This is a genomic window from Aquicella siphonis (genome assembly GCF_902459485.1).
GTDB lineage: Bacteria > Pseudomonadota > Gammaproteobacteria > DSM-16500 > DSM-16500 > Aquicella > Aquicella siphonis.
In genome coordinates this window covers 36,977-57,218 of the sequence record NZ_LR699119.1, presented here as the reverse complement: position 1 = coordinate 57,218, position 20,242 = coordinate 36,977, and the positions used below count along the sequence as shown (strand labels likewise).

Here is a 20,242-nt window from a genome sequence, read left to right as displayed (position 1 = left end):
GCGCAGCCTGAGTTAATCATTCATGCGCCACTGCAAGCGCGTCTGCATGGCGGCGAGCAGGCTCGCGTAATTCCAGGTCAAATCTCTCGCACTGGTTTGTTTGCCGGTAGCCCTATCCAGCTGCTCGGCAAAATGCAGGCAGCTGAAATCCGTGTAACACACCGCGTACTGTCTGACCCTGGATAAAGTTTTATCGCCTTCCAGTATCAGCGCATTGATAAAGGAATAAAACCTTCCCGGGTCACCCGTCTGAGTGATGACCGCTTCCCGGTCAGCCAATCGGGAATCGATTTGCTGAAAGAACAGCAAATTTCCGGATGTCACCGTGATTTTACCCTGCTTTAAAAATACATTGGCCAGCGCGTAATAATATTGAGCCAGCGCATTGGTCGCAAGAACCCACGGATTGCCATAATCATTCTGGTCACCGTCATAAACATCATTGGGATATCGGCCCAGCATGGGTGGACTGGCAGCATGATCAATATTGATCCGATACAAACCGGAAAAAGAATTGCGAAGATAATAGACAGAACTCATGACCCGCTCGCTGGCCACACCGAACCGGTCATCAGGTTGGCCGATATCGCCATGCAGCACACCCAGGATAATGGAACTATTGATGCCGCCGCCCTTGTAATATTGCTGATTAACTGTTTCCGTAAAATATCCCCTGCCGGATTTCCAGTGTCTGTCCAGTGATTCAGTAATCTGATTCGCTGTATAGAGATAACCGTTTGCGCGTCCGGCATCACCCAATTGTTCCAGCAACGCAGCGCCATTTATCAACCCCTTGCGCTGCACCATTTTCGTATAGAAATGGTCTTGATCGTTCACTTCTTCCCATAAATCAAAACTACTGTTTCGCCACTCCCGGACTATGTAATCCAGGTCCAGTGTAATCATGTCAATCAACATTTCGCGCACATATTTTTCTTCTCCTTCCCGAAGAAACTCTTCCGCGATGGCACACAATGCGATAGCACGCAACGCCGCACCGTCATTTTGCGGACGGCCCCATTCACCCTCCCAAACCGTTCCATCAATATTATATTTCGGCTGTCCCAGCGTCTGTTCGCCAGGGCGGGATGTCTGCTTTTGCGCCTTGTTTTCAAAATTGATGTAATTGATCAAATATGGCCGCAAGCGTTTTTTTTCCGCCAGCGTCGCCTTTGAATAAAGATAAATAACTTCCTGCATGGTGATAGCCGCATCTCTCACCCAGTGAAACTGATAATCCTGTATAAAAGCGGAGCCTTTATTTGCTGGCGAGGCCAGCACAGCGCCGGGTATGGAGCGTATCACTCCTCCGCCATTCTCCTTGAGAACCACATGATCTTCTGTCGTGATGTTGTTAAACAGATACTGCTTGATGGTATTCAATTCTCCGTCAGAAAACGGAGGTGTTGATGAAACATTCAAACCGGATTGGTTGAGCGCCAAGACATTGGAAAAAATAACCAGCGTACTTGCGAAAACAAGAAAAAAACGCAGCGTCCCTTTGCCAGACATCATAATAAATTCCATATAGATAAGACAATTATGCTTGTGAAGTGTAGTGACAAGCGTGACGTCTTGCAAGAGGTGGGCATGACGCGACCCGGATTAATCTTCTCACTCCATTTTGATATCGACATCCGTGATCTGTTAGATTAGTGTTTACGTGTCGGAATCAAGCCGCGGGCGCAAAACAATGAAATACCTAAAACCATCTTTTTTATTTATTGGCAGCGTGTTTTTCACTCTTGCCGTTCACGCATCGGGTGCCTGCCCTGAATTTCCTTATTTTCAACCGAAGAATGGTCCGCTTGCCCTCGTCAATTGTGATTTTCATGTGCAATATGAAAAAAGAGTGATACAGATCATGAATTCTTTTGGCACACCAGATGGACGGCCCGTCATTCTCAACCTGGGTGGAGCTTTGCTGTTAAAATATAATGGCCGCACTGAAAATGTGAATATCACTCCTTCAACTTATCATAATCTCAAATCGTTTGCGCACGCTGCGTTTGCCATTTTTCTGGTTTTGTCCTCAACACCTCCCGGGCCATTATCAACCGCCACACAGAATACGCTGCGTGAAATTCAAAAAAATTTACAACTTGCGGCAAAGTCCCTGACAAAGCTGGAATTTTCCACTCAAGAGCGCGACAACACTAAAAAGCTGGCTGATCTGACTAATGCCTATCTCGCCCAGTTACTGCTTCGGCCTTATTATACCAGGCGGGATTTGGATACCTATTATAAAAATGCGCGCCCTCTTATGCTCAAATCTGGCAAAATGGCCGCTGAAATCGAATTGACCTTGTTAAACAAGGCCGTTAACCGTTGGTTGAGTCAGATGACACCCCAAGAGAAAAACCGCATCGGCATTGTGGTCGCCACCGCGCACCAGGCTAGAGCCCAAGAGATTTCCCTGCAATATTTCGCCAGAAAATTTAAACTTAAATTTGGCGAAGGCGCCGTGAATGAAAACGGTTTTGTCGTCATGGAAGATAAGTTTGATGAAGCATCTGCGCTCAAACTTTTAGCCCGCCATTTTCTGGATAGAGAAGCAGCAAAAATCATCTTCAATGACCCGGGCCGGTTACAGCGTGACTTATTGGCTGACGGCGGCAAAGCGGTCTTGAATAGCGCAAATTTCAAATAAAGATTCCTGTTGAACGCAAGTTTGCGTTTGTGACCCGGAGCCGCCGCATGGATTCCCGCTGACGCGCAGAAGTGTCCGGTAAAGCGGGATGAACAGCTCTTCGAGACGGCTGCTACGCAGCCTCCTCAGGGCGAACGGGCGCGATTAATAAAAAATTAAATTAAAAATCAATTGCTTAATAACTATTTCCATGATTTTTGCAATTCACGCCATCTGTATATATAATGTACAGTTAAATATTATATTAAATACCAACTTCGCCAAACGAGAAGCCTGCGTGGAAAACCAAAAGAAACTGATTGCACAACTGAGCCCGGAAGAAAAAACTGCTCTTATCAAAGCCATGCCGCATAAATTGACTCCCGATATCGGCACACATCTTGGCAGATTTCTACCTGATGACAGGTTAAAAGAGCTCGCGCTCTCATCCAAACAGTTCCATCAATTTTTTGCCGGCGCTTTACATATGCGTCTTCAGTCTAAACTTATTGAATTTGCCTCATTCGGCGAACAAGCCAAAGTCCGGCGATTATTGGAGCGGAATCCACATTTTAAAAACAATCAGCAACTCATGCTGGACTTGCTGCTCCATCACATTGCTTTTGGCCAACAAGATGAAGCGGAAGCCATCTTGAAAGCCAATCCTCATTTGCTTTACATGAAAGGAACTGTCACCGATTACGCTGATGGCCCTCGCCGCACGTTTGAAGGTATTACAGCCTTCCAGCTTGCACTTTGGTATAAAGACCGCCACATGTGGCAAATGATTATGAAATATTTGCCAGAAGATGAGGCAAAAAAGCAATTAAAACAGCATCAATCTGACACCAATCCGCCTGCGTATGTCAAAGCACATGGAAAATACTTCAATTTTGCACCTATTAAAGCGGCATATCAGGAATTCATTGATTATGCAAACCAGGTAGATTGGGCTCATTTTGAATATGGCAGCGCAGAAAACAAGAAGTTAGACTGGCTGTGGTCAAGCGTTGCGTATCAGCAGCTTAGATTACCCGTGCATGTTATCAATGAATTTCTCCGTCCTGACCGATCACTTCTTGTTAATGATAAGCCGCCAAATTTCGACGAAACAACGCTGCCCAGAGGAGCGAAATTATCGAACGGCGATCGCGTATATCCTTTGTCTGCCTCGTATCGTGTGTGGGGTTCATGGGGACTCGCTCGCGGAGGCGGGACGTGCAGGTTTAAGCCTTGTCTATGGACTAATGATGAATATGCATTGCAAGTCGTTCCGGCGCCGTATGATTTGGCGGCTATCATCCGCCTTGACGAAGTCAGGACTATCGAATACACACTGCTGTCAAATCAGCTGAACCCAAAGCCGGAACCGGAACATGTGCACAGCCTAACTGCTTAAAATGCAGCCCAAGAAAGCTGCAATACGTCCATTTTAAAACAATGCCGCGAAAGAGCCTTAACTCATTTCATTGAGCTTCAAAGCGATATCCCAAATATACCCAAAGGGATCGGCTAAACGTGCTTTTTTATCGCCCCAAAACTCCATATGCGGCTCTTCGATTGATTTGCAGCCTTTTTGTAATGCTGTCGTGTAAACTTCATCTACATTATCAACATATAAATAAAAGACGAATGGAGGAATTGTATTAGTGGTCAGAGGTGCCTTTCCCTCAAGATTAAATGACCCTTCTTGATTTAACGTGAAATTTATTCCTCTATAACGCATTCGGGCAAAAATTATTTTTCCCGATTCCTCTGGCAATTCAAAAATTGGCACAATACCAAAAACCTCTTCATAAAAATTCATGGCTTGTTTCACATCGGTCACCACTAACATAGCTGTCAACCAATTTAATCCTGGCCATGGATGCGGTCTTTCATTCACATTATCAAACCAATTTAATCGCGAAAATGAAATAGTAGTCATGAAGAGTCCTTAATAAAAATGGTCAATGCCCAGGAATAGTATTGTTATTTCATGTAAATTTAAACGTTCCGCATTTTTAAAATCATTTCACAACATCTTCCTTCTACTAATTGTCGCGGAAAAAGTATTCCCAAGGTAATATTAAAACATATCGTCAATTTTATGAAAGGATGTAACATGTCTAAACCCAAGGTTTTGGTTTTAGGAGCAACAGGACAAGTAGGCAAACTGCTTGGTGATCATTTAAAAGACGATTCCTCCCTGGAGTTGATTGTTGGAACAAGAAAAAAAGAAAAATTAGATCAACTTTCCAAGCTATACAGGCAAGCGGTTTATATTGACCTGGATAATCCACAAACGTTTGCCGGCGTCTTACAAGATATAGATAGGTTATTTCTTTTAACAGGTTATTCCGTTTCCATGTTAGTGCAAAGTAAAACCATCATTGATGCAGCAATCACCGCCGGTGTTAAACATGTTGTGCACCTCGGTGTTTTTTCTAGAGCATGGAATTGTACAGCTCCTCATTTTGCCTGGCATCAAATGATAGAAGTCTATATAAAAAATACCCCATTAAAATGGACCTTTTTGCATCCCAATTGTTTTCTGCAAAATCTAACGGCATTTTCTGTTTTAACGGGAAATGAATTACGCTGGTATACAACAAAACCCTGCGGCTGGATTGCCTTAGAAGATGTAGCTGAAGCGGCCGCAACCATACTCAAGGAAGGCGAAAACAAACATCATGGGAAAGATTATTGGTTTTCAACGGAATCCCTAGATATTTATCAAGTGGCAGACGTCATCTCGGAAGTCATTGGCACTAAAGTCATAGCATCTCCTCGTTCAGCAAATTTGTTTATTCCTGATATGGGCGGTGATCCCAAAACCATAGATCCATACTTTTTTAGTGTCGCTGAAACTTGTGAACAAATTGAAGATGGAAGAATGAGTTATATTGGCGATGTAAAAGATGATATTTCTCTTTTATTAAATCGTAAGGGGTTATCTTTACGTGTCTGGGCAGAAAAACATAAAGAAGAATTAATCAGATTAATACATGAAACAACAAGCACTAATATGAAATGGGGCAAAAATGAATAAGCAGGATCATTTCGCGACACCTTAAGTTACTCACAGATTCTGTGGATAAGTCTTTGGGTAAGTTTCTGATAAGCTGGGGAAAGACGGCAGCATCGGGGCTTGGCGAGATATGTAAAAATTTTAACCTGTGTACAACCCGGTTGATAAAACCGTCTTGGAGCCGGCTCCCGCTTCTTCGCAAACCAACCTGGGGACCAGGTAGCCGGGCAATTCCCTTGAAATTTCCGCATGCAATGCATTCGCGGTTTCTGGAGGCACATCAAAATGCGCGGCGCCTCGCACCTTGTCCAGCCTATGCAGATAATAAGGCAGCACGCCGCATGCGAACAATGCTTCACTCAAATCAGAAAGCACGCGCGCGCTATCATTCACTCCTTTCAGTAATACCGTCTGATTCAGGAGCGTCACTCCCGTGAACCGCAACAAATTCAATCCCTCTTTTACATCCGGGCTGATTTCATGGGGATGATTTGCATGCACAACAACAATGGCTTTCATCTTCACATTCGTCAGCCATGCCAACAGTTCCGGTGTGATTCTTTCCGGCAGGACAATGGGCAACCTTGTATGAATCCGCAGCCGGATAACATGCGGGATTCCGCTTAACTGATCGCTAAAACGCTGTAACAGCCTGTCATTGACTGCAAGAGGGTCACCCCCGCTTAAAATCACTTCGCTAATGGCAGGATTTTGCCTGATATAAGCAAAAATACTTTCCCATCCCATGCTGCCGGGGTTATTTTCTTCATAAGGGAAATATCGGCGGAAACAATAGCGGCAATGGACAGCACAAGCGCCGGTTAACGTCACCAGCACCCTGCCATGATACTTGTGCAGCAATCCAGGCACTGGATTCACCGCCGCCTCTCCCAGAGGATCTCTGTCAAATCCTTCTGTTTCCTGTAACTCCGCGCCTAACGGAAGGATTTGCAGCAATAGCGGATCATGGGGATCGCCTTTGCGAATGCGCGCCAGAAAACCGCGAGGAACCTTGAGAGGAAACACGCGCGCAGCCGCTTTCGCCGCATCCAGCAAGCCAGGATCCAGGTCCAGTAATTCCAGCAATTCCCTTGGGTCGGTCACCAGATCCGATAATGCTTTCTGCCATGTGTATTTTTCAGTCAACCCAGGCATAGAGAGTCCGCATTCTTAATTCAGAGAAGTGGTCAACAAGATGCGGGAACTTACCAGAATATTGCCTGAATAAACAGGACTTCGTGCGGCAAAACTCTCTCCCGTATCCCGGCTTGCGGCCGCCATGCGTGCCCAAATCCAAACCGGGCACGCACCTAACGGGAAACACATTCGCTATAATGAATTCAAGTTATTGAAAAAATTGAACTTTATCCGCTTGATGCCGGGCCTTAAATCCCTCCACAGCCAAAACATTGCTATAATGTTTTCTAGAGAGGTCTATTAATCAAACGGAAGGAGTGAGCCCGTGTTTGATGCCGACCGTCCCATCACGAAAAGCGAGCAGGACAGACTGGGCCGGTCTCTGTTCGCGAAATACCTGGCGCGCTGCATGCTTGATCATAAAGACCCTGACAGTCTGGTCATAGGATTGTACGGAGGCTGGGGCGTAGGTAAAACATCAGTGATTAATCTGGTTGTTCAGGAGTTGAATTTTGCAGCCACAAACATGGAAGATAACGAAAAACCCATTGTTCTTAATTTCAGCCCCTGGAGTTATTCAGGTCAGAATCAGTTGATTTACAGCTTTTTCCGCCGGTTATCCTCTACACTGCGCAGCGTTCCCTACCTGGAAAACTCCGACCGTATCATCCACCTGCTGGAATTATACGTTTCCTATTTCACCCAGAAACCAGTCCCCAAGCCGCTCAGAAGCCGCCGCAGCCTGCTGGACAGACTCACCTTCAGAAAGCAGGAAGATGTCTACGCCTGGGAATCGGGCCGCGATCTTACCCTGATCAAGGCGGAACTGAATGAATTGCTGCGCCAGCAAAAACACAAGATCATCATCATTATTGATAATATTTCCCGTCTTTACGATTACGAGATCAAACAAATTTTTCAGATTGTGAAATCCATGGGAGATTACGCCAACACCGCTTACCTGCTGGCGTTTGACAAGGATTATGTCGTGCACGCCATCAATAAACTGGATGGCATAGGCGGAGAAGAATATGTTGAAAAAATCGTGCAGCTTCCTTTCGACATCCCGCCTATCCTGCAGCAAGACATTGAAAAAATCTTTTCGGACAGACTGAGCGACATTGTCGCGATGGTGCCGGAAGATGCCTGGAACATAGAATACTGGGCAGACATCTATTATTCTTCCCTGAAATATTTTTTCGAAAATTGCCGCGACATCACCCGCTATGTCAACACATTGAACTTCAGTTACTCACGCCTGCGCGACCTGGTCAATCCGGTGGATTTTTTCGCCCTGACCGCCATAGAAGTGTTTACACCCGATGTCTATTTCGGCATACGGGAAAACAAGGATTTGTTCACGGATTTACTCGATCATGTCTACGTGCTGGACAAGGAACAATTAAAAAAGGACAAAAGCCGCTGTGAAGAAATTCTCTCGCGCACTCAGCGCGTGCCGCGCGAGGTTTTGCTGGATTTGATCATGCGCCTGTTTCCGCGCATACGGCATATTTATCATCCCGATGAAGCCTTTTATCACTCCGACGCCACCGCGCGCAAATTGCGTAGAATATGCAGCCCGGACGCCTTTGACATTTACTTCCGACTGTCCATGCAAGTGGGCCAGATACCGGAATCCGAGTTTGACACCATCTTGTCCCTGGCTTCCGACGCCGAAACATTTGACCAGGCTTTGACCCGCCTCAATCAGGATGAACGCATCACGAAATTCCTGGATATGCTGGACAGCAAGGTATTGACCAGCCTCCCCCGCCGCGATATCCAGGCTGTCATCAGTGCGTTACTGGATAATGGCGACCTGTTTCCCCAGGGATTGAGCGACACGCTCAGCCTGGACACACCCATGCGCATTCACCGTATCATTCATGGTTTGCTGCGGCGTTTTCAGACCCCCGAAGAGCGTTTCGTCATCTTGCAAAACGCCATCGCGAACGCGAGTAAAAGTCTTTACATCATCATCCATGAGTTGCGTGAACAAAGCCGGGAGCATATTGAAGAAACCGATACGTTCGTGCCGCGGGAATTTCGCGATCTCGCACCCGAACATCTGGATTCCCTGAAAAAGATGACGGTCAAACGCATAGAAGGATGGGCGAAGAACGGCAGCCTGACAGATCACCCCAAATTACTTGACATTCTTTACGCATGGAGCGAGTGGGGCAACGAAGAAGATGCCAGACTGTTTGTCGACACCATCACGAAAACAGACCGGGGATTGATATCATTTTTGACTTCCACGCTGGATCAGGCCATCACCCAGGCCATGACGGAATATCTGAAAGACCCCGGCTGGGACAAATACCTGGACGATATTAATGCCTTTATTCCCGCCAACCTGCTTGAAACGCATGCCAAGACACTGTTCGAAGATGAGTATTTTGAAAAATTACGTGAACGCGAGCAACTGGCCCTGATGATTTTTCTGGACTTGATCAAGGCGCCTACCAAAAAGAATATCCGCAAGACGACCGTCTAGCCGATATTATTTAACACCTTTTGCCAGCATTACAGTAAAATAATCTATTCAATAATTGACTATCCCATGTAAAATATGCTCTCATGTTACATAACTTTATGTTTATCCCTTTTGTTTGAATAATGGAGTCTACGTCAATGGAATTGAAACCTACGTTTAAATTAAGCCTGATTTTTCTGTTAGCCGCCGCACCTGCTTCCATGGTATTGGCCCAGCCTTCTGACGCCAGTCCCTGCAGTTTTAGCGGGTTCACCCTGGGTGTCGGCCTTGGCGCAACCACTTTAATGTCCGACCTGTCCAGCACCACTGCCGGCGTCAGCGAACTGCCCGCGATTGATATTATCATCCCTGCGCTGGCTCCGCTGAATCCAACTCCTGGCAACACCGTCAACAATTATGCCAGAGCCAATACCTATAAATATGGTGTCATGGGCAACATCTTCGTTGGCTATGGTTATGTATTTGATAACCATGCCTATCTGGGCGGTGAACTGGGCTTGAACTTCCTGGGTGCCAATGACGCCACCTTGAAAAACACCACCACTACCAACACCACCATGACTGTGACAGACAGCGGCCAGGAAGCCTTTGGCACAGGAAATTACGCCAATTCGCTGTTTACCAAAACCAAGGCTACCCGCAATTCCGTTGAACCCTTCCTGGATTTAAAAGCCGGCTTCCTGATTACCCCGACCGCGTTAGTCTATCTGAGAGGCGGCATCAACTATAATACTTTCAAGGTCAAAACCGAAGGTTCTTTCAACGCGGCTGGAAACACGTCGTATAGCTATAATGACGGCATTGAAACAGGCGCGTCATCCACATCAACAACATCCGCATTTACCGCTTCACGCAAGAAGAGCGAAATCGGTTACCGCGCGGGTATAGGCATGGAAGTGATGGTGACACCGGCATTTGGTGTAGGCGCTGACTATGTCTACTCTTTCTATCGCACTGTGAAAGCCAGCTCTAACACTTCTTCCAGCGATGTGGCATGCGATATATACGAAGGATGCCAGGTGGTTGGAGCCAACATGACCAATTCCAGCAAGGCGAACTTAAGCGACCAGCAAGTGACAGCACAGTTGATTTATCACTTTGGTTGATTGATTACTCCCGTTTGACCGTGACGAAAAGAGAAAACTTGTTTCAATAAGTTTTCTCTTTTTCGTATGTAGAGTAACCGCATCCATTAGTCGAAAAAAACCGAGGGGTTTTATGCTGAAACAAAACATTTCACCTTTTCATATCCGCAGCGTTGAATTCTCTGATATGGATCAATTACTGGAACTCGAAAAAGAATGGCCGGTAGATGCCCGGGCATCCGCTGAAACATTAAAAATGCGCATCGATAAATTCCAGCAGGGGTTTTTTATAGCCGAAGATGAAACCGGGATCATTGCCAGCATAATTTGCCATCCTTACCATTACATGCCGGGTGACGTAGCCAATTTTAAAAACTGGGAAGCTGTCGTCAGGCATTGTTATCATTCCATGTCTTCTGAAACCGGGGCCAACGCCTTATATATCATCTCCGGCACCACCAAACCCACCCAGCACGTCAGCGAATTGTTTAACGGCGGTGTCAATCATGTGGTTGAATTAGGCAAAAAACTGGGAAAACAATATGTGATAGGCGGCTGCCTGCTTCCGGGCTATTCACGCTACATTGAAAAACATGAAAATATTTCGGCGAGTGACTATGTATTCAAGCAATCGCAAGGAAGATGTGTAGACCCTCTGATTGAAAAATACCGCCGCCTGGGATTTCATGTTCCGGATAAAAACCATGTTATTGCCGATTATTTTCCCCATGGCCCCAGCCTCAATTATTCCGCACTGGTGGTGAAAAAATTAGGCGCATGATGATTTTGGCATCAACAGTATCTTGCATTCATACTTCTATCTGATGATGGAACATTCCCATGATTAACAATTCTCCGGCGTTTTCAGATCCTTATCCTGTTTATGGTAAAATGCTAAAACAACGCCCGATTTTTCAGGATGCCAACGGCACCTGGCACTTCACCCGTTATGACGATGTGAAAATGATGTTCACAGACCCGCGTTTCACCCGTCACCCTCCCGGCCGGTTTGGTTATGTCAACCAGGAAAAGGCGGAAACCGAACTGGACAAAGTGATAGGCAAATGGTCTCTATTTAACGACCCGCCTGAACATACACGCTTAAGGGAAATGTTAAGTGTCATGGTGAATCCGCGTTTTATCAAGGACACCAGAAGCATTATCGAATCTGTCGCCGAAGATTTGCTTGCCTCCTTGCTGCAAAAGAACTCCGCTGATTTCATGCTGGAATTTGCCTACCCCTTGCCAGTCAGGGTCATCAATAAACTATTGGGAACTACCCTGGACAATCTGACTCTCAGAAAATGGTCGCTTTCCATAGTCAACGCGCTGGATAGAGGATCACCCGATGATTTCGCCTCCATCAATTCTGTCATGGTGGAGATACAACAGTATTTCAGGGAATTAATTCATGCCAGGGAACAACACCCTGAAAATGACTGGATTAGTGATCTTGTACGGATTAAAAATGAATATCAGCTTAATGCGGATGACATGATAGCAAATTGCATATTCCTGCTGCTGGCCGGACATGAGACCGTGCAGCTATCCCTGGGATTGGGGCTTAATGCATTATTGAAAAGTCCTGAACAGCGGAATTTGTTAGTGGCCAACCCTGATCTGGCCGCATCCGCGGTGGAAGAAATTTTGCGCTTTGAATCACCCCTGAATAAAATCAGCCGCTGGACCAGTGAAACCGTTGTCGTGAACAACATCATCATTCCTGAAAATCAACTGGTGGTCGGTCTGCTGAACGCGGCCAACCGCGACCCCGAACGTTTTGATAATCCTGATAAGCTGGATATCACACGCAAGAACAACCGCCATCTCGCCTTTGGGCTGGGGATACATAACTGCCTGGGAGCGCTATTGGCGCGCCTGGAACTGCAAATTGCCCTGCAAAAACTGATTCCGTATCTAAATCAATTCAGGCTGATGGGTGACCAAACAGAATGGGTGGGAAATTCCTCCCTTAGATATCTTTTCAAGTTAATGGTCCACGTCCGGCCTGAGTCTGCATGATCATGAACGACCAGATGCCGGCGCTGTTGAACATACTGGAGAAATCCCAGTGGCTAACGGCGGAGGAAATCCGGCACAAACAGCAAAAGCATTTGAGCCAGCTGATTTTGCACGCCCGTGAAACCGTGCCATTTTATGCACGGTTTTATGCGGATATCCACTCCCAGGATTTTCAGCCCGACAATATTCTCGCCAGACTGCCTGTGCTGAAACGGGAACACATACAGGAAGCGGGAGAGGATTTCATCTCCCAAAAAATTCCCGGGGAGCATGGCAGCTGTTCTGCGCTGGAAACATCCGGCTCAACAGGAAAACCTGTCAAGGTTTTGGGTACCGATTTCACGCGTATATTTTATGATGCCTTGATGCTGAGGGAACATGCCTGGCACCAGCGGGATTTCACCAAGACACTGATGTCTATACGCTGGGCCAAAAGAGGTTTTGCCGAAGCGCCCCAAGGCCTTGCACAATCCACGTGGGGACCGCCGGTCAATAAATACAAAACGACCGGACCCAGTACTTTTATCAATGTCGCGAGCAGCACGCCCAGCCAGATCGATGCCTTGTTGTTATATCAGCCTCATTATCTGATGTCATACCCTTCTCAGCTCGCGGCCCTGGCAGAATATTGCGTCAGCCGCCGCATTGAACTTCCCTGGCTGGATGAAATCAGGACCACAGGCGAAACATTCCATCCCGCCTACCGGCGCATGATAGAACACGCCTGGCCAGGCGTTAAAATCACCGACATCTACAGCACGGAAGAAATCGGCAATATTGCCCAGCAATGTCCGGAAGCGGGTAATTATCACGTCAACACTGAACATGTCATTTGTGAAATTGTCGATGAACAACACCGCCCCTGCCAGAGTGGACAGCCCGGAAAAGTCTTGCTGACCGCGCTGCTGAATTATGCCACCCCCCTGATTCGCTATGAGGTAGGCGATTATGCCGAATTCGGCGAAGCCTGCCCGTGCGGGCGCGGAATGCCGGTCCTTAAAAAAATCCTGGGGCGTAAACGCAACCGGCTCATTCTGCCAGACGGCGAATCGCGCTTTCCCTATCTGGGAGAAAGAGCCGAAAGAAACGCCATCACCTCGGCGGTGAGGAAATTCCAGTTCGTGCAGCACACGCCTCATGACATTGAATACAAGGCGGTTGTCTCCGAACCGCTGACTCTTCTGCAGGAAGAACAGTTAAAAGCATTTTTGCAAAGAAACCTGGGATTTTCCTTCAACATCACCATTACCTATCATGCTGAAATTCCGCTGAGCGCCACTGGCAAGTATGAGGAATTCATTTCTCTGGTCAGCCAGGAATCCATTCATTCGAGCAGACAGACAACATAGGGTGCAGCCAAAGCCCATTAATCTGTATCAGTCATTGTTAAAAGTTGACGAACATCCTTATTCAATACATGCGACAGTATTATCGCCAGGAGATATTTCCGGATACCGCAGCGTAAGTCTTGCTGTAAGCTTTCCGCTGCGCCCCTTTCGAAGAAATATTCCTGAAAAACAAACAACCATCTGATTTCCGCCAGGCATCTCTATAAAACAACCCGCAAGACAGAATTGACGCTATTTTTTTCAAGAATTGACAACCATCCGTTGAAGCTTCCAGTATTTTCCTGTTCCTGTCCTCATGCAATTCAGATTGAAAATCATCCACGCCGGTTTGTAATTGCCGCACAGTCGCATATCTAGTCTCACTCAGGACCGGCAGCTTTTTTTGCGCCTTGTCCAGTATGGTGTATTGTGACGCCAATAAACGGAATTCCCTGCTTTGTTCGCGAAACCTATTCAAATTATTGGAGCAATACCGCGATTCGGGGGTATTTTTCAAATGCCCTGTTATCACTTTTCGTAATGCCTCCGGCGGCAGACTGCCGAGCAGCGTGCTTTGATTATCAAGCCTGATGTCATGAGCGACTAACAAGGCCGTCATTTGCTGTACTAACACTTCCCTGAAAGCATCGCTTTCCTCGTGATAACGCTTGATCCTGTACTGCAACGGTAATATCCGCTGGATGGTCTTTTTTTGGTTTTCGGTCAATGCCGCCCGATTCTTTAATCTGTTGATTCCTGCTTCCAGCTTGCTTTCATGGGCACAAGCAGGGTTGACTTTAACAGTAGCTGCGGCAAGAAGATTGGTAAAATTGCTTGCATCCACAGACACTTTTCCTAATACGCCAATCAACACATTCAGCTTGATCCGCAATTCATCTGTCACCTGTTCCTTCTGCAACAGGGAAGAAAAGCGGTCGACAATATGGTCGGCTGAGCTGTCCATGCCAAAATGAATGATGCAGTTGCGCATGGCTTCGATAGATTTTTTTATAGATACAGGGCAATGAACTGATTCATGAATTCTATCCAGCACGGAATCACGCTCATCATCAGACATATAGGCCGCCTGCTCCAGACGAAATTTCAATTCATTAAACCTGAGCAAATCGGTTACCTTGATTGTGTTCAACTGTCGCAACAGAATAGCCAGCGCTTCTCGCTGCTGATGCTCGCTTCTGGTTTTCTGCGCGTTCAACACAAGATTATATAACACTTGCTGGATGGCCGCACATTGATAGGTCTCTTCACTATTTGCATCCACATCCCAATTCGACAGACACTCCATGAAATCGGCAACCTGGGTTTTATTTTCCAGATCAAGATTGATTAACTCCCTGGCGAGAATCGCCCCCAATTCGTTCGCAACATCATCCGCGCCGTAAAATCCCGTTGATACTTTCAGACGCGCGGCCCCGTCTGCCCGCGCGTAAATTTTCAGTGCCGTCCGTTTTAGATGAGGACTTTTTTGTAAAAATAATTTAATCAGATTAAACATGATTCCACCCCTCGCTATGTTTTTCAGTCTGTTATGTTATTGAGACCTGCTGAAACATATTCAATTCTTATTGGTCATGGTTTAAAGCCTTATAACAAGAATAGTATAAAAACCAATTTTTGATAATGGACCCATAAATCATGATTGAATTAATAATTGGTTAATGATCATTTTCCGGCTAACGCCTCCCATCTCTTTGTCAGGCATGATAAAATGGGAAACAAATCTGTATGTAATTGGTTTTATATAAAAAACTTCAGAGATTAGTGACCTCTGCCCCGAATAAACGGAAAGCAAGTAAACCTTGCGAGGAGTGAAAAATGGATCCCAGGTCTTCAGGCAAACGCCTGAAAAGAATTAACACTAAGCTCGCCTCCACTGAAGACAAGTCTTTGTATGGACAGATGTCATCCCTGCACTTCCTTGAACATGCGCCCGTTCCGCTGTCAACCATGGAAATGCATTCCGCGTCAGGTGATCTCATCCTAGGCGCGAAACATGAAGTCTTAATGATGTTTTATAAATTTTCTTCCGATTCGGACGGCGGCAGGGAAATATTGAATGCGCTGACCGCTCTTAAAAGCCGGGCGGAAAGCGAAAAAACACCGGTCAGAGTGTGCATGATTGTTAACAGCCGCGGAAAACTGGCCGAAGCCCTTTACGGTTACAACCAGCCGCTGGGTCTGGAAAAATTGGGCGGTTCGGAATTTTTCCATCTCAAGGTGACGTATCATCCCACTTCCGCATTTGGTACGCTGCATAGCAAATTAATCCTGGTCGATTCCACTTTTGCAATGATCAGAGGTGGCGATCCACACAGCGGAAATGATCGTGACAGACACCAGTTTGAAACCGCAACCTTGATCCAGGGTCCGCTGGTTGCCATTATGCGGCAGGATTTTTGCGACGTGTGGAATGCTTACAATATCGATCCGCTGCATGTCAGCCCGGCACCCGCCACGCTGACTGATAAAAGAGACAGCACCGCCTCTTCCATTCCCTGTCTGTTTCTTTCAAAACGCGAAAACGGTAATCCTTTTTACTATGGCAGTTGCGCCGCGCCTTACAAAATTGCGTTCCTGCAGGCAATTGAAGACGCGGTGACATGCATTGATATCATGACATCCAATATTAATGATCCCGATATCTGCGCAGCCCTGGCGAAAGCCTGCAATCGCGGGATATTTGTGAATATCCTGACAGGAAAAGACCTCAATGATTCCAAGGAATACTGGTGGGGAGGTACCAACTTATATGCCCTGGCAAGCATAGTCAGACAGGTAGATACTGCCCATTTACCCTTTCTTTCCATTCGCTGGGCGACAAACGATCAAAACAACCTGGTCCACCATGGCGAGAAATTCACTTTACATGCCAAATATGCCTGCATTGACAAGCTGGTGGTATTCGCAGGTTCTTCTCCCCTGGATAAACAGGCCATGTATTATTCACGTGAAGCGGACATTATTTTTGAAGATGCCGATGCCGCGGCGCAATTCGATTTGAAGTTTTTCAGACCCTGTCATGCCGCATTCCGGGATTATTTTGATGATGCGTATTTCATTCTTTTTAACGCTATTGAGCTGGAATCAAAACGCATATCACAGTCTGCTGACACCGACTTGAAACGCGAAAAAGCAGAACGCCTGCGCGAAATGCTGGCCGCCCTCAGCCAGGTGACACGGCCGCCGCGGGATAAGCTGCTCTTTCTGCTGGACGCGGCCGGTCCATTGCTGGAAATACGGACAGGAAACAAACCCGGCATGCCTTATTCCTACAATACCGTCATGAACATGATTTACAAATACGGGCTGGAGCATCATCTTTCGGCAGCGCCGCTGATGGTTGTACCAGAAGTGGAAAAACAGAAGCATGGTTTTTTCACGCCTCCCGCTCTTCATCGCTCCAAATCCATGGGCAGTCTACACACGCAAACAGAAGACAAAGGGGAATCCTTGAAGCTTAATAGCAGTATGTAAAATCTACTTTGGAATTTATCCCGGAATGGCTTAAAAGGTATATACGCTTACTGTGACTATTTACCCAATAGATTAATGTGAGCGTCATTACTGACGCCTTTAACCGCGTGAACCGGCTGCCTGAAAATAGAATGATGATGCAATTTATTCTGGCGTGAAATTTCCGATAAAAATCTGACTGTTTTTTTCTGATCGGCATCCGCGGCCGCTTGCATGGGATTTACACCGCACGGCGCGGTCTTGCCAAGATCAACACCGCATTGTTTCAATGCTCTTAAAACACTTATCTTGCCGCTTGCCGCGGCCACCACCGCGGGAGTCATGCCGCTTTGGGTGGATTCATCCACTTTCGCGCCCAATTCATGCAATTTCAACAGATAAAGCGCATGGCCCGATTTGGCCGCCAAATGCGCCAGTGTTAAACCAGAGCCGGATTTCTTGTTCACATTCACGCCGGATTGATGCAGCGCTAATAATGTCGCGATATCGCCCGCTTGCGCCGTCAACATGGCGGGAGTCATTTCTGCCTTGCCTGTAAGGTCCAGTTTCGCACCTGCGCGGCCGAGCGCCTTGATTGTTTCAGCATGCCTGAATTTCGCAGCCAGATGCACAGGCCTGTTGCCGTCAGATTGGGGCGAATCCAGATCACTATTCAGGCTGCCCAGCCTGGTTATCACGGCATGATAACCATGCTGCGCAGCAATACTCGCCAGCGAAACCCGATTCAAGGTCTTGCGTCGGGCTTTCTCCTCCGTGATATCATGCGTTAGCGCGAAATCTTCAGACGACTTCACCTGCTCAACCATGTTCTGGCACGCCAGACGGTTGATGCCCAGTGACAAAACACTGGTCTCAAGCGCGACAAATTCGTCATGCTCTGAAAAAAAGGCCGCAAAGATGGCATTCACAAGTCTATCAGGCACTTCCGCAAGATCTTGATCATTCCGTTGATTTCCTCTGTCATTTGGAATAAAAGGAATCGGAAACCAATCGGCATTAATCACATGCCAGCCATGAATATTCTTATCATAATAAAGACTGACACTATGGTTTTCGGATTTCAGATTCAGGGCAATATTTTGCCGGGTTTTCTGCGCCGCCGCGAGAAGACTGCCTAGCAAAGCTTTTAACTCCGATCGAGTATAAATCCCCGGCCAGGAATCGACTCTCTGCAAGCCTTGCTGTTCTTCTATGCTGACAGGCACCGTCGCCATGGCGATTGTTTCGACTGACTGCTGTGTCACGTCACTGGAAAAAATATGTGAATAATTTTCCGGTTTGACATGCAATACCATTCCCTCAACCAGCGCAAGAATATCCCAGATCCAGGGATTCAGATTGACATAACAGCGAAACTGAGTATTCACCCCGTCCGGGGGTTGTGTACCCATACTGTCATAAATCCATTTGACCGTATGCTGCAAATAGGGATTTTTATAAATGAAATCCACCCGACTTGAGAAAAATCCGATTTCACCGCACATGGCGGCATGTAATCCCTTCATGGCATAACCCAGACAAACACCGCTTTTTTCCAGGTTAAAACCCGCTCCTTCAATGAAGCTCACGAGGAATTGATGGAAATCCTGATATTGATATTGTCTGCAATGCACGCGGGATCACTCGAAAATCGTTTTGTGTATTTTCAAATTTTAATGGTCATCATGATACTCAAATTTGATTAAATCAGTATTAAGCCATTTGACCAGTGCCGGCGTGGAATAGCGGCATACTGAGACACGCTGGCACAAACCAGAATAAGTCTTTGAATTAACAGGATGAAAATCAGCCGTTTCCGACGCGGTCACGCAGGTTAAAACACCGGCCTTTCAGGACGGTGTAAACAGGCCATCCGCATAATGACAAGCCCTGATACGGTGTCCAGGCACATTTGCTTTCCGTTCGGGTGACGGTTTCACGTTTCTCAAGATCCACCAGCACAACGTCATCGTAAGATGGAATATTAAAAATCCTTCTGGCGCGCTGCGACGTCAGAGAAACAATTTCTTCCAGGCTCAGTAAACCCTCATGACGCGCATTGAGCAGCAATGGCAGCATGAATTCAATGCCGGGCATGCCTGACGGGCATTCGCCATAAGCTCTGGATTTTTCCTCCAGCGTATGGGGCGCATGATCAGAACCTATCGTGTCTATGACTTTTTCACGAATGGCGGAAAACAGAATTTCCCGGTTTTTTCCATGCCGCAACGGCGGATTGACAACCGCTTTGCCGCCTAAGGAGGCATACGCGGAATCATCAAAAAACAAATGGTGAGGCGTGGTTTCCGCAAACACGGGCAAACCTTCCTGCTTGGCCGCCCTGATCAGTTCGACCTCTTCCGCGCTGCTGATGTGCAAAACATACAATCGTGTTCCATAACGCCGGCTCAATGCGATAGCTTTTGCAACCGCTGTCGTCGCCACTTCAACGTCGCGCAAGAGGGAATGCGCCTCGTAACGCATGGGTCCCTTGTAATTCGCTTTTCGTTCCTGAATCAGGTGCTCATCCTCAGCATGTACCGCTACCAGCATTTTTTCCCTGGCGGCAAGAGAAAAAACCGCATGCAGGCTTTCATCATCATCCATCACCAGATTGCCGGTGCTGCATCCCATGAACACTTTGATACCGATGACTTGATCGCGGACCAGCGGAATTTCATTTAAATGCTGTTTATCGGCGCCAAAAAAAAGATCGTAGCGCAAGGGAATCCCGGTTTCGTCCAGCTGGGAATCAATAAGGGCTTTTTTTTCAGCCAGCAGCGCCGCGGTAAAAGTCGGCGGGCGGGTGTTAGGCATGTCAAACACCAGGGTGCAGCCGCCGCGAATAGCCGCTTTCGCGCCGGTACGCCAATCTTCCTTATATTCGAGACCGGGCGTGCGGAAATGCACATGGGGATCAATCACGGCGGGCATGACCGTCAAGCCCCTGGCATCTATCACCTGGTCGCTGTCGCTCTCGACGCGAACATCAGTCTGTTCGCCAAACATGGTACGCGCGCCCTGAAATATAATCATGATTGTCGTCTCGAAATTGAAATG

15 protein-coding genes are annotated in these 20,242 nt (G+C 46.9%); 9 read left to right on the top strand and 6 right to left on the bottom strand.

The window, feature by feature from the left end; all coding sequences use genetic code 11:
- Positions 1-12: 12 nt before the first annotated feature.
- Complete coding sequence (locus AQULUS_RS00270; protein WP_172622672.1) at positions 13-1,515, bottom strand: glycoside hydrolase family 15 protein; 1,503 nt, start codon at positions 1,513-1,515, stop codon at positions 13-15.
- Positions 1,516-1,693: 178 nt separating this feature from the next.
- Here AQULUS_RS00270 and AQULUS_RS00265 point away from each other — a divergent pair, with 178 nt between their 5' ends.
- Both AQULUS_RS00265 and AQULUS_RS00260 read left to right on the top strand, forming a co-directional pair.
- Positions 1,694-2,650: a hypothetical protein gene (locus AQULUS_RS00265; protein ID WP_148337496.1), complete on the top strand. Its 957-nt coding sequence runs from the start codon at positions 1,694-1,696 to the stop codon at positions 2,648-2,650.
- A gap of 277 nt (positions 2,651-2,927) precedes the next feature.
- Entirely contained in the window at positions 2,928-4,028 is a 1,101-nt protein-coding gene (locus tag AQULUS_RS00260; RefSeq protein ID WP_148337494.1) for a hypothetical protein, read from the top strand.
- Positions 4,029-4,085: 57 nt separating this feature from the next.
- Here the strand turns inward: AQULUS_RS00260 and AQULUS_RS00255 are convergent, their stop codons facing one another.
- The gene (locus AQULUS_RS00255) at positions 4,086-4,556 is read right to left on the bottom strand and encodes a VOC family protein (protein ID WP_148337492.1); all 471 of its coding nucleotides are present in this window, start codon (positions 4,554-4,556) and stop codon (positions 4,086-4,088) included.
- Between the two features lie 177 nt (positions 4,557-4,733).
- Between AQULUS_RS00255 and AQULUS_RS00250 the strand changes: the two genes are divergently transcribed.
- Positions 4,734-5,660, top strand: coding sequence for an NmrA family NAD(P)-binding protein (locus tag AQULUS_RS00250; RefSeq protein ID WP_197737261.1), 927 nt, complete (start codon positions 4,734-4,736; stop codon positions 5,658-5,660).
- A 120-nt stretch (positions 5,661-5,780) separates the two neighbouring features.
- On the opposite strand, the gene epmB is transcribed toward AQULUS_RS00250, so the two are convergent.
- Positions 5,781-6,794 (bottom strand): EF-P beta-lysylation protein EpmB, encoded by a 1,014-nt coding sequence (gene epmB / locus AQULUS_RS00245; protein WP_148337488.1) that lies wholly within the window; start codon positions 6,792-6,794, stop codon positions 5,781-5,783.
- A gap of 307 nt (positions 6,795-7,101) precedes the next feature.
- Here epmB and AQULUS_RS00240 point away from each other — a divergent pair, with 307 nt between their 5' ends.
- The 5 genes from AQULUS_RS00240 to AQULUS_RS00220 all read left to right on the top strand — a co-directional run bounded on the left by AQULUS_RS00240 (position 7,102) and on the right by AQULUS_RS00220 (position 13,729).
- Positions 7,102-9,273, top strand: a complete 2,172-nt coding sequence (locus AQULUS_RS00240) for a KAP family P-loop NTPase fold protein (protein WP_148337486.1) — start codon at positions 7,102-7,104, stop codon at positions 9,271-9,273.
- 137 nt (positions 9,274-9,410) lie between these two features.
- Complete coding sequence (locus AQULUS_RS00235) at positions 9,411-10,379, top strand: outer membrane protein (protein ID WP_172622671.1); 969 nt, start codon at positions 9,411-9,413, stop codon at positions 10,377-10,379.
- A gap of 112 nt (positions 10,380-10,491) precedes the next feature.
- Positions 10,492-11,139 (top strand): hypothetical protein, encoded by a 648-nt coding sequence (locus AQULUS_RS00230; RefSeq protein WP_148337482.1) that lies wholly within the window; start codon positions 10,492-10,494, stop codon positions 11,137-11,139.
- A 59-nt stretch (positions 11,140-11,198) separates the two neighbouring features.
- Positions 11,199-12,380, top strand: coding sequence for a cytochrome P450 (locus AQULUS_RS00225; RefSeq protein WP_148337481.1), 1,182 nt, complete (start codon positions 11,199-11,201; stop codon positions 12,378-12,380).
- On the top strand, positions 12,377-13,729 hold the full coding sequence (locus tag AQULUS_RS00220; RefSeq protein WP_148337480.1) for a phenylacetate--CoA ligase family protein: 1,353 nt from the start codon (positions 12,377-12,379) through the stop codon (positions 13,727-13,729). Before AQULUS_RS00225 ends, AQULUS_RS00220 begins: the two co-directional genes overlap by 4 nt.
- Before the next feature lie 79 nt (positions 13,730-13,808).
- Here the strand turns inward: AQULUS_RS00220 and AQULUS_RS00215 are convergent, their stop codons facing one another.
- The gene (locus AQULUS_RS00215) at positions 13,809-15,224 is read right to left on the bottom strand and encodes a hypothetical protein (RefSeq protein ID WP_148337479.1); all 1,416 of its coding nucleotides are present in this window, start codon (positions 15,222-15,224) and stop codon (positions 13,809-13,811) included.
- A 320-nt stretch (positions 15,225-15,544) separates the two neighbouring features.
- On the opposite strand from AQULUS_RS00215, the gene AQULUS_RS00210 reads away from it, so the two are divergent.
- On the top strand, positions 15,545-17,203 hold the full coding sequence (locus tag AQULUS_RS00210) for a phospholipase D-like domain-containing protein (RefSeq protein WP_148337478.1): 1,659 nt from the start codon (positions 15,545-15,547) through the stop codon (positions 17,201-17,203).
- Between the two features lie 56 nt (positions 17,204-17,259).
- Here the strand turns inward: AQULUS_RS00210 and AQULUS_RS00205 are convergent, their stop codons facing one another.
- The gene (locus tag AQULUS_RS00205) at positions 17,260-18,816 is read right to left on the bottom strand and encodes an ankyrin repeat domain-containing protein (protein ID WP_148337477.1); all 1,557 of its coding nucleotides are present in this window, start codon (positions 18,814-18,816) and stop codon (positions 17,260-17,262) included.
- A 172-nt stretch (positions 18,817-18,988) separates the two neighbouring features.
- Positions 18,989-20,218, bottom strand: a complete 1,230-nt coding sequence (locus tag AQULUS_RS00200) for a dihydroorotase (RefSeq protein ID WP_148337476.1) — start codon at positions 20,216-20,218, stop codon at positions 18,989-18,991.
- Between the last annotated feature and the right edge of the window lie 24 nt (positions 20,219-20,242).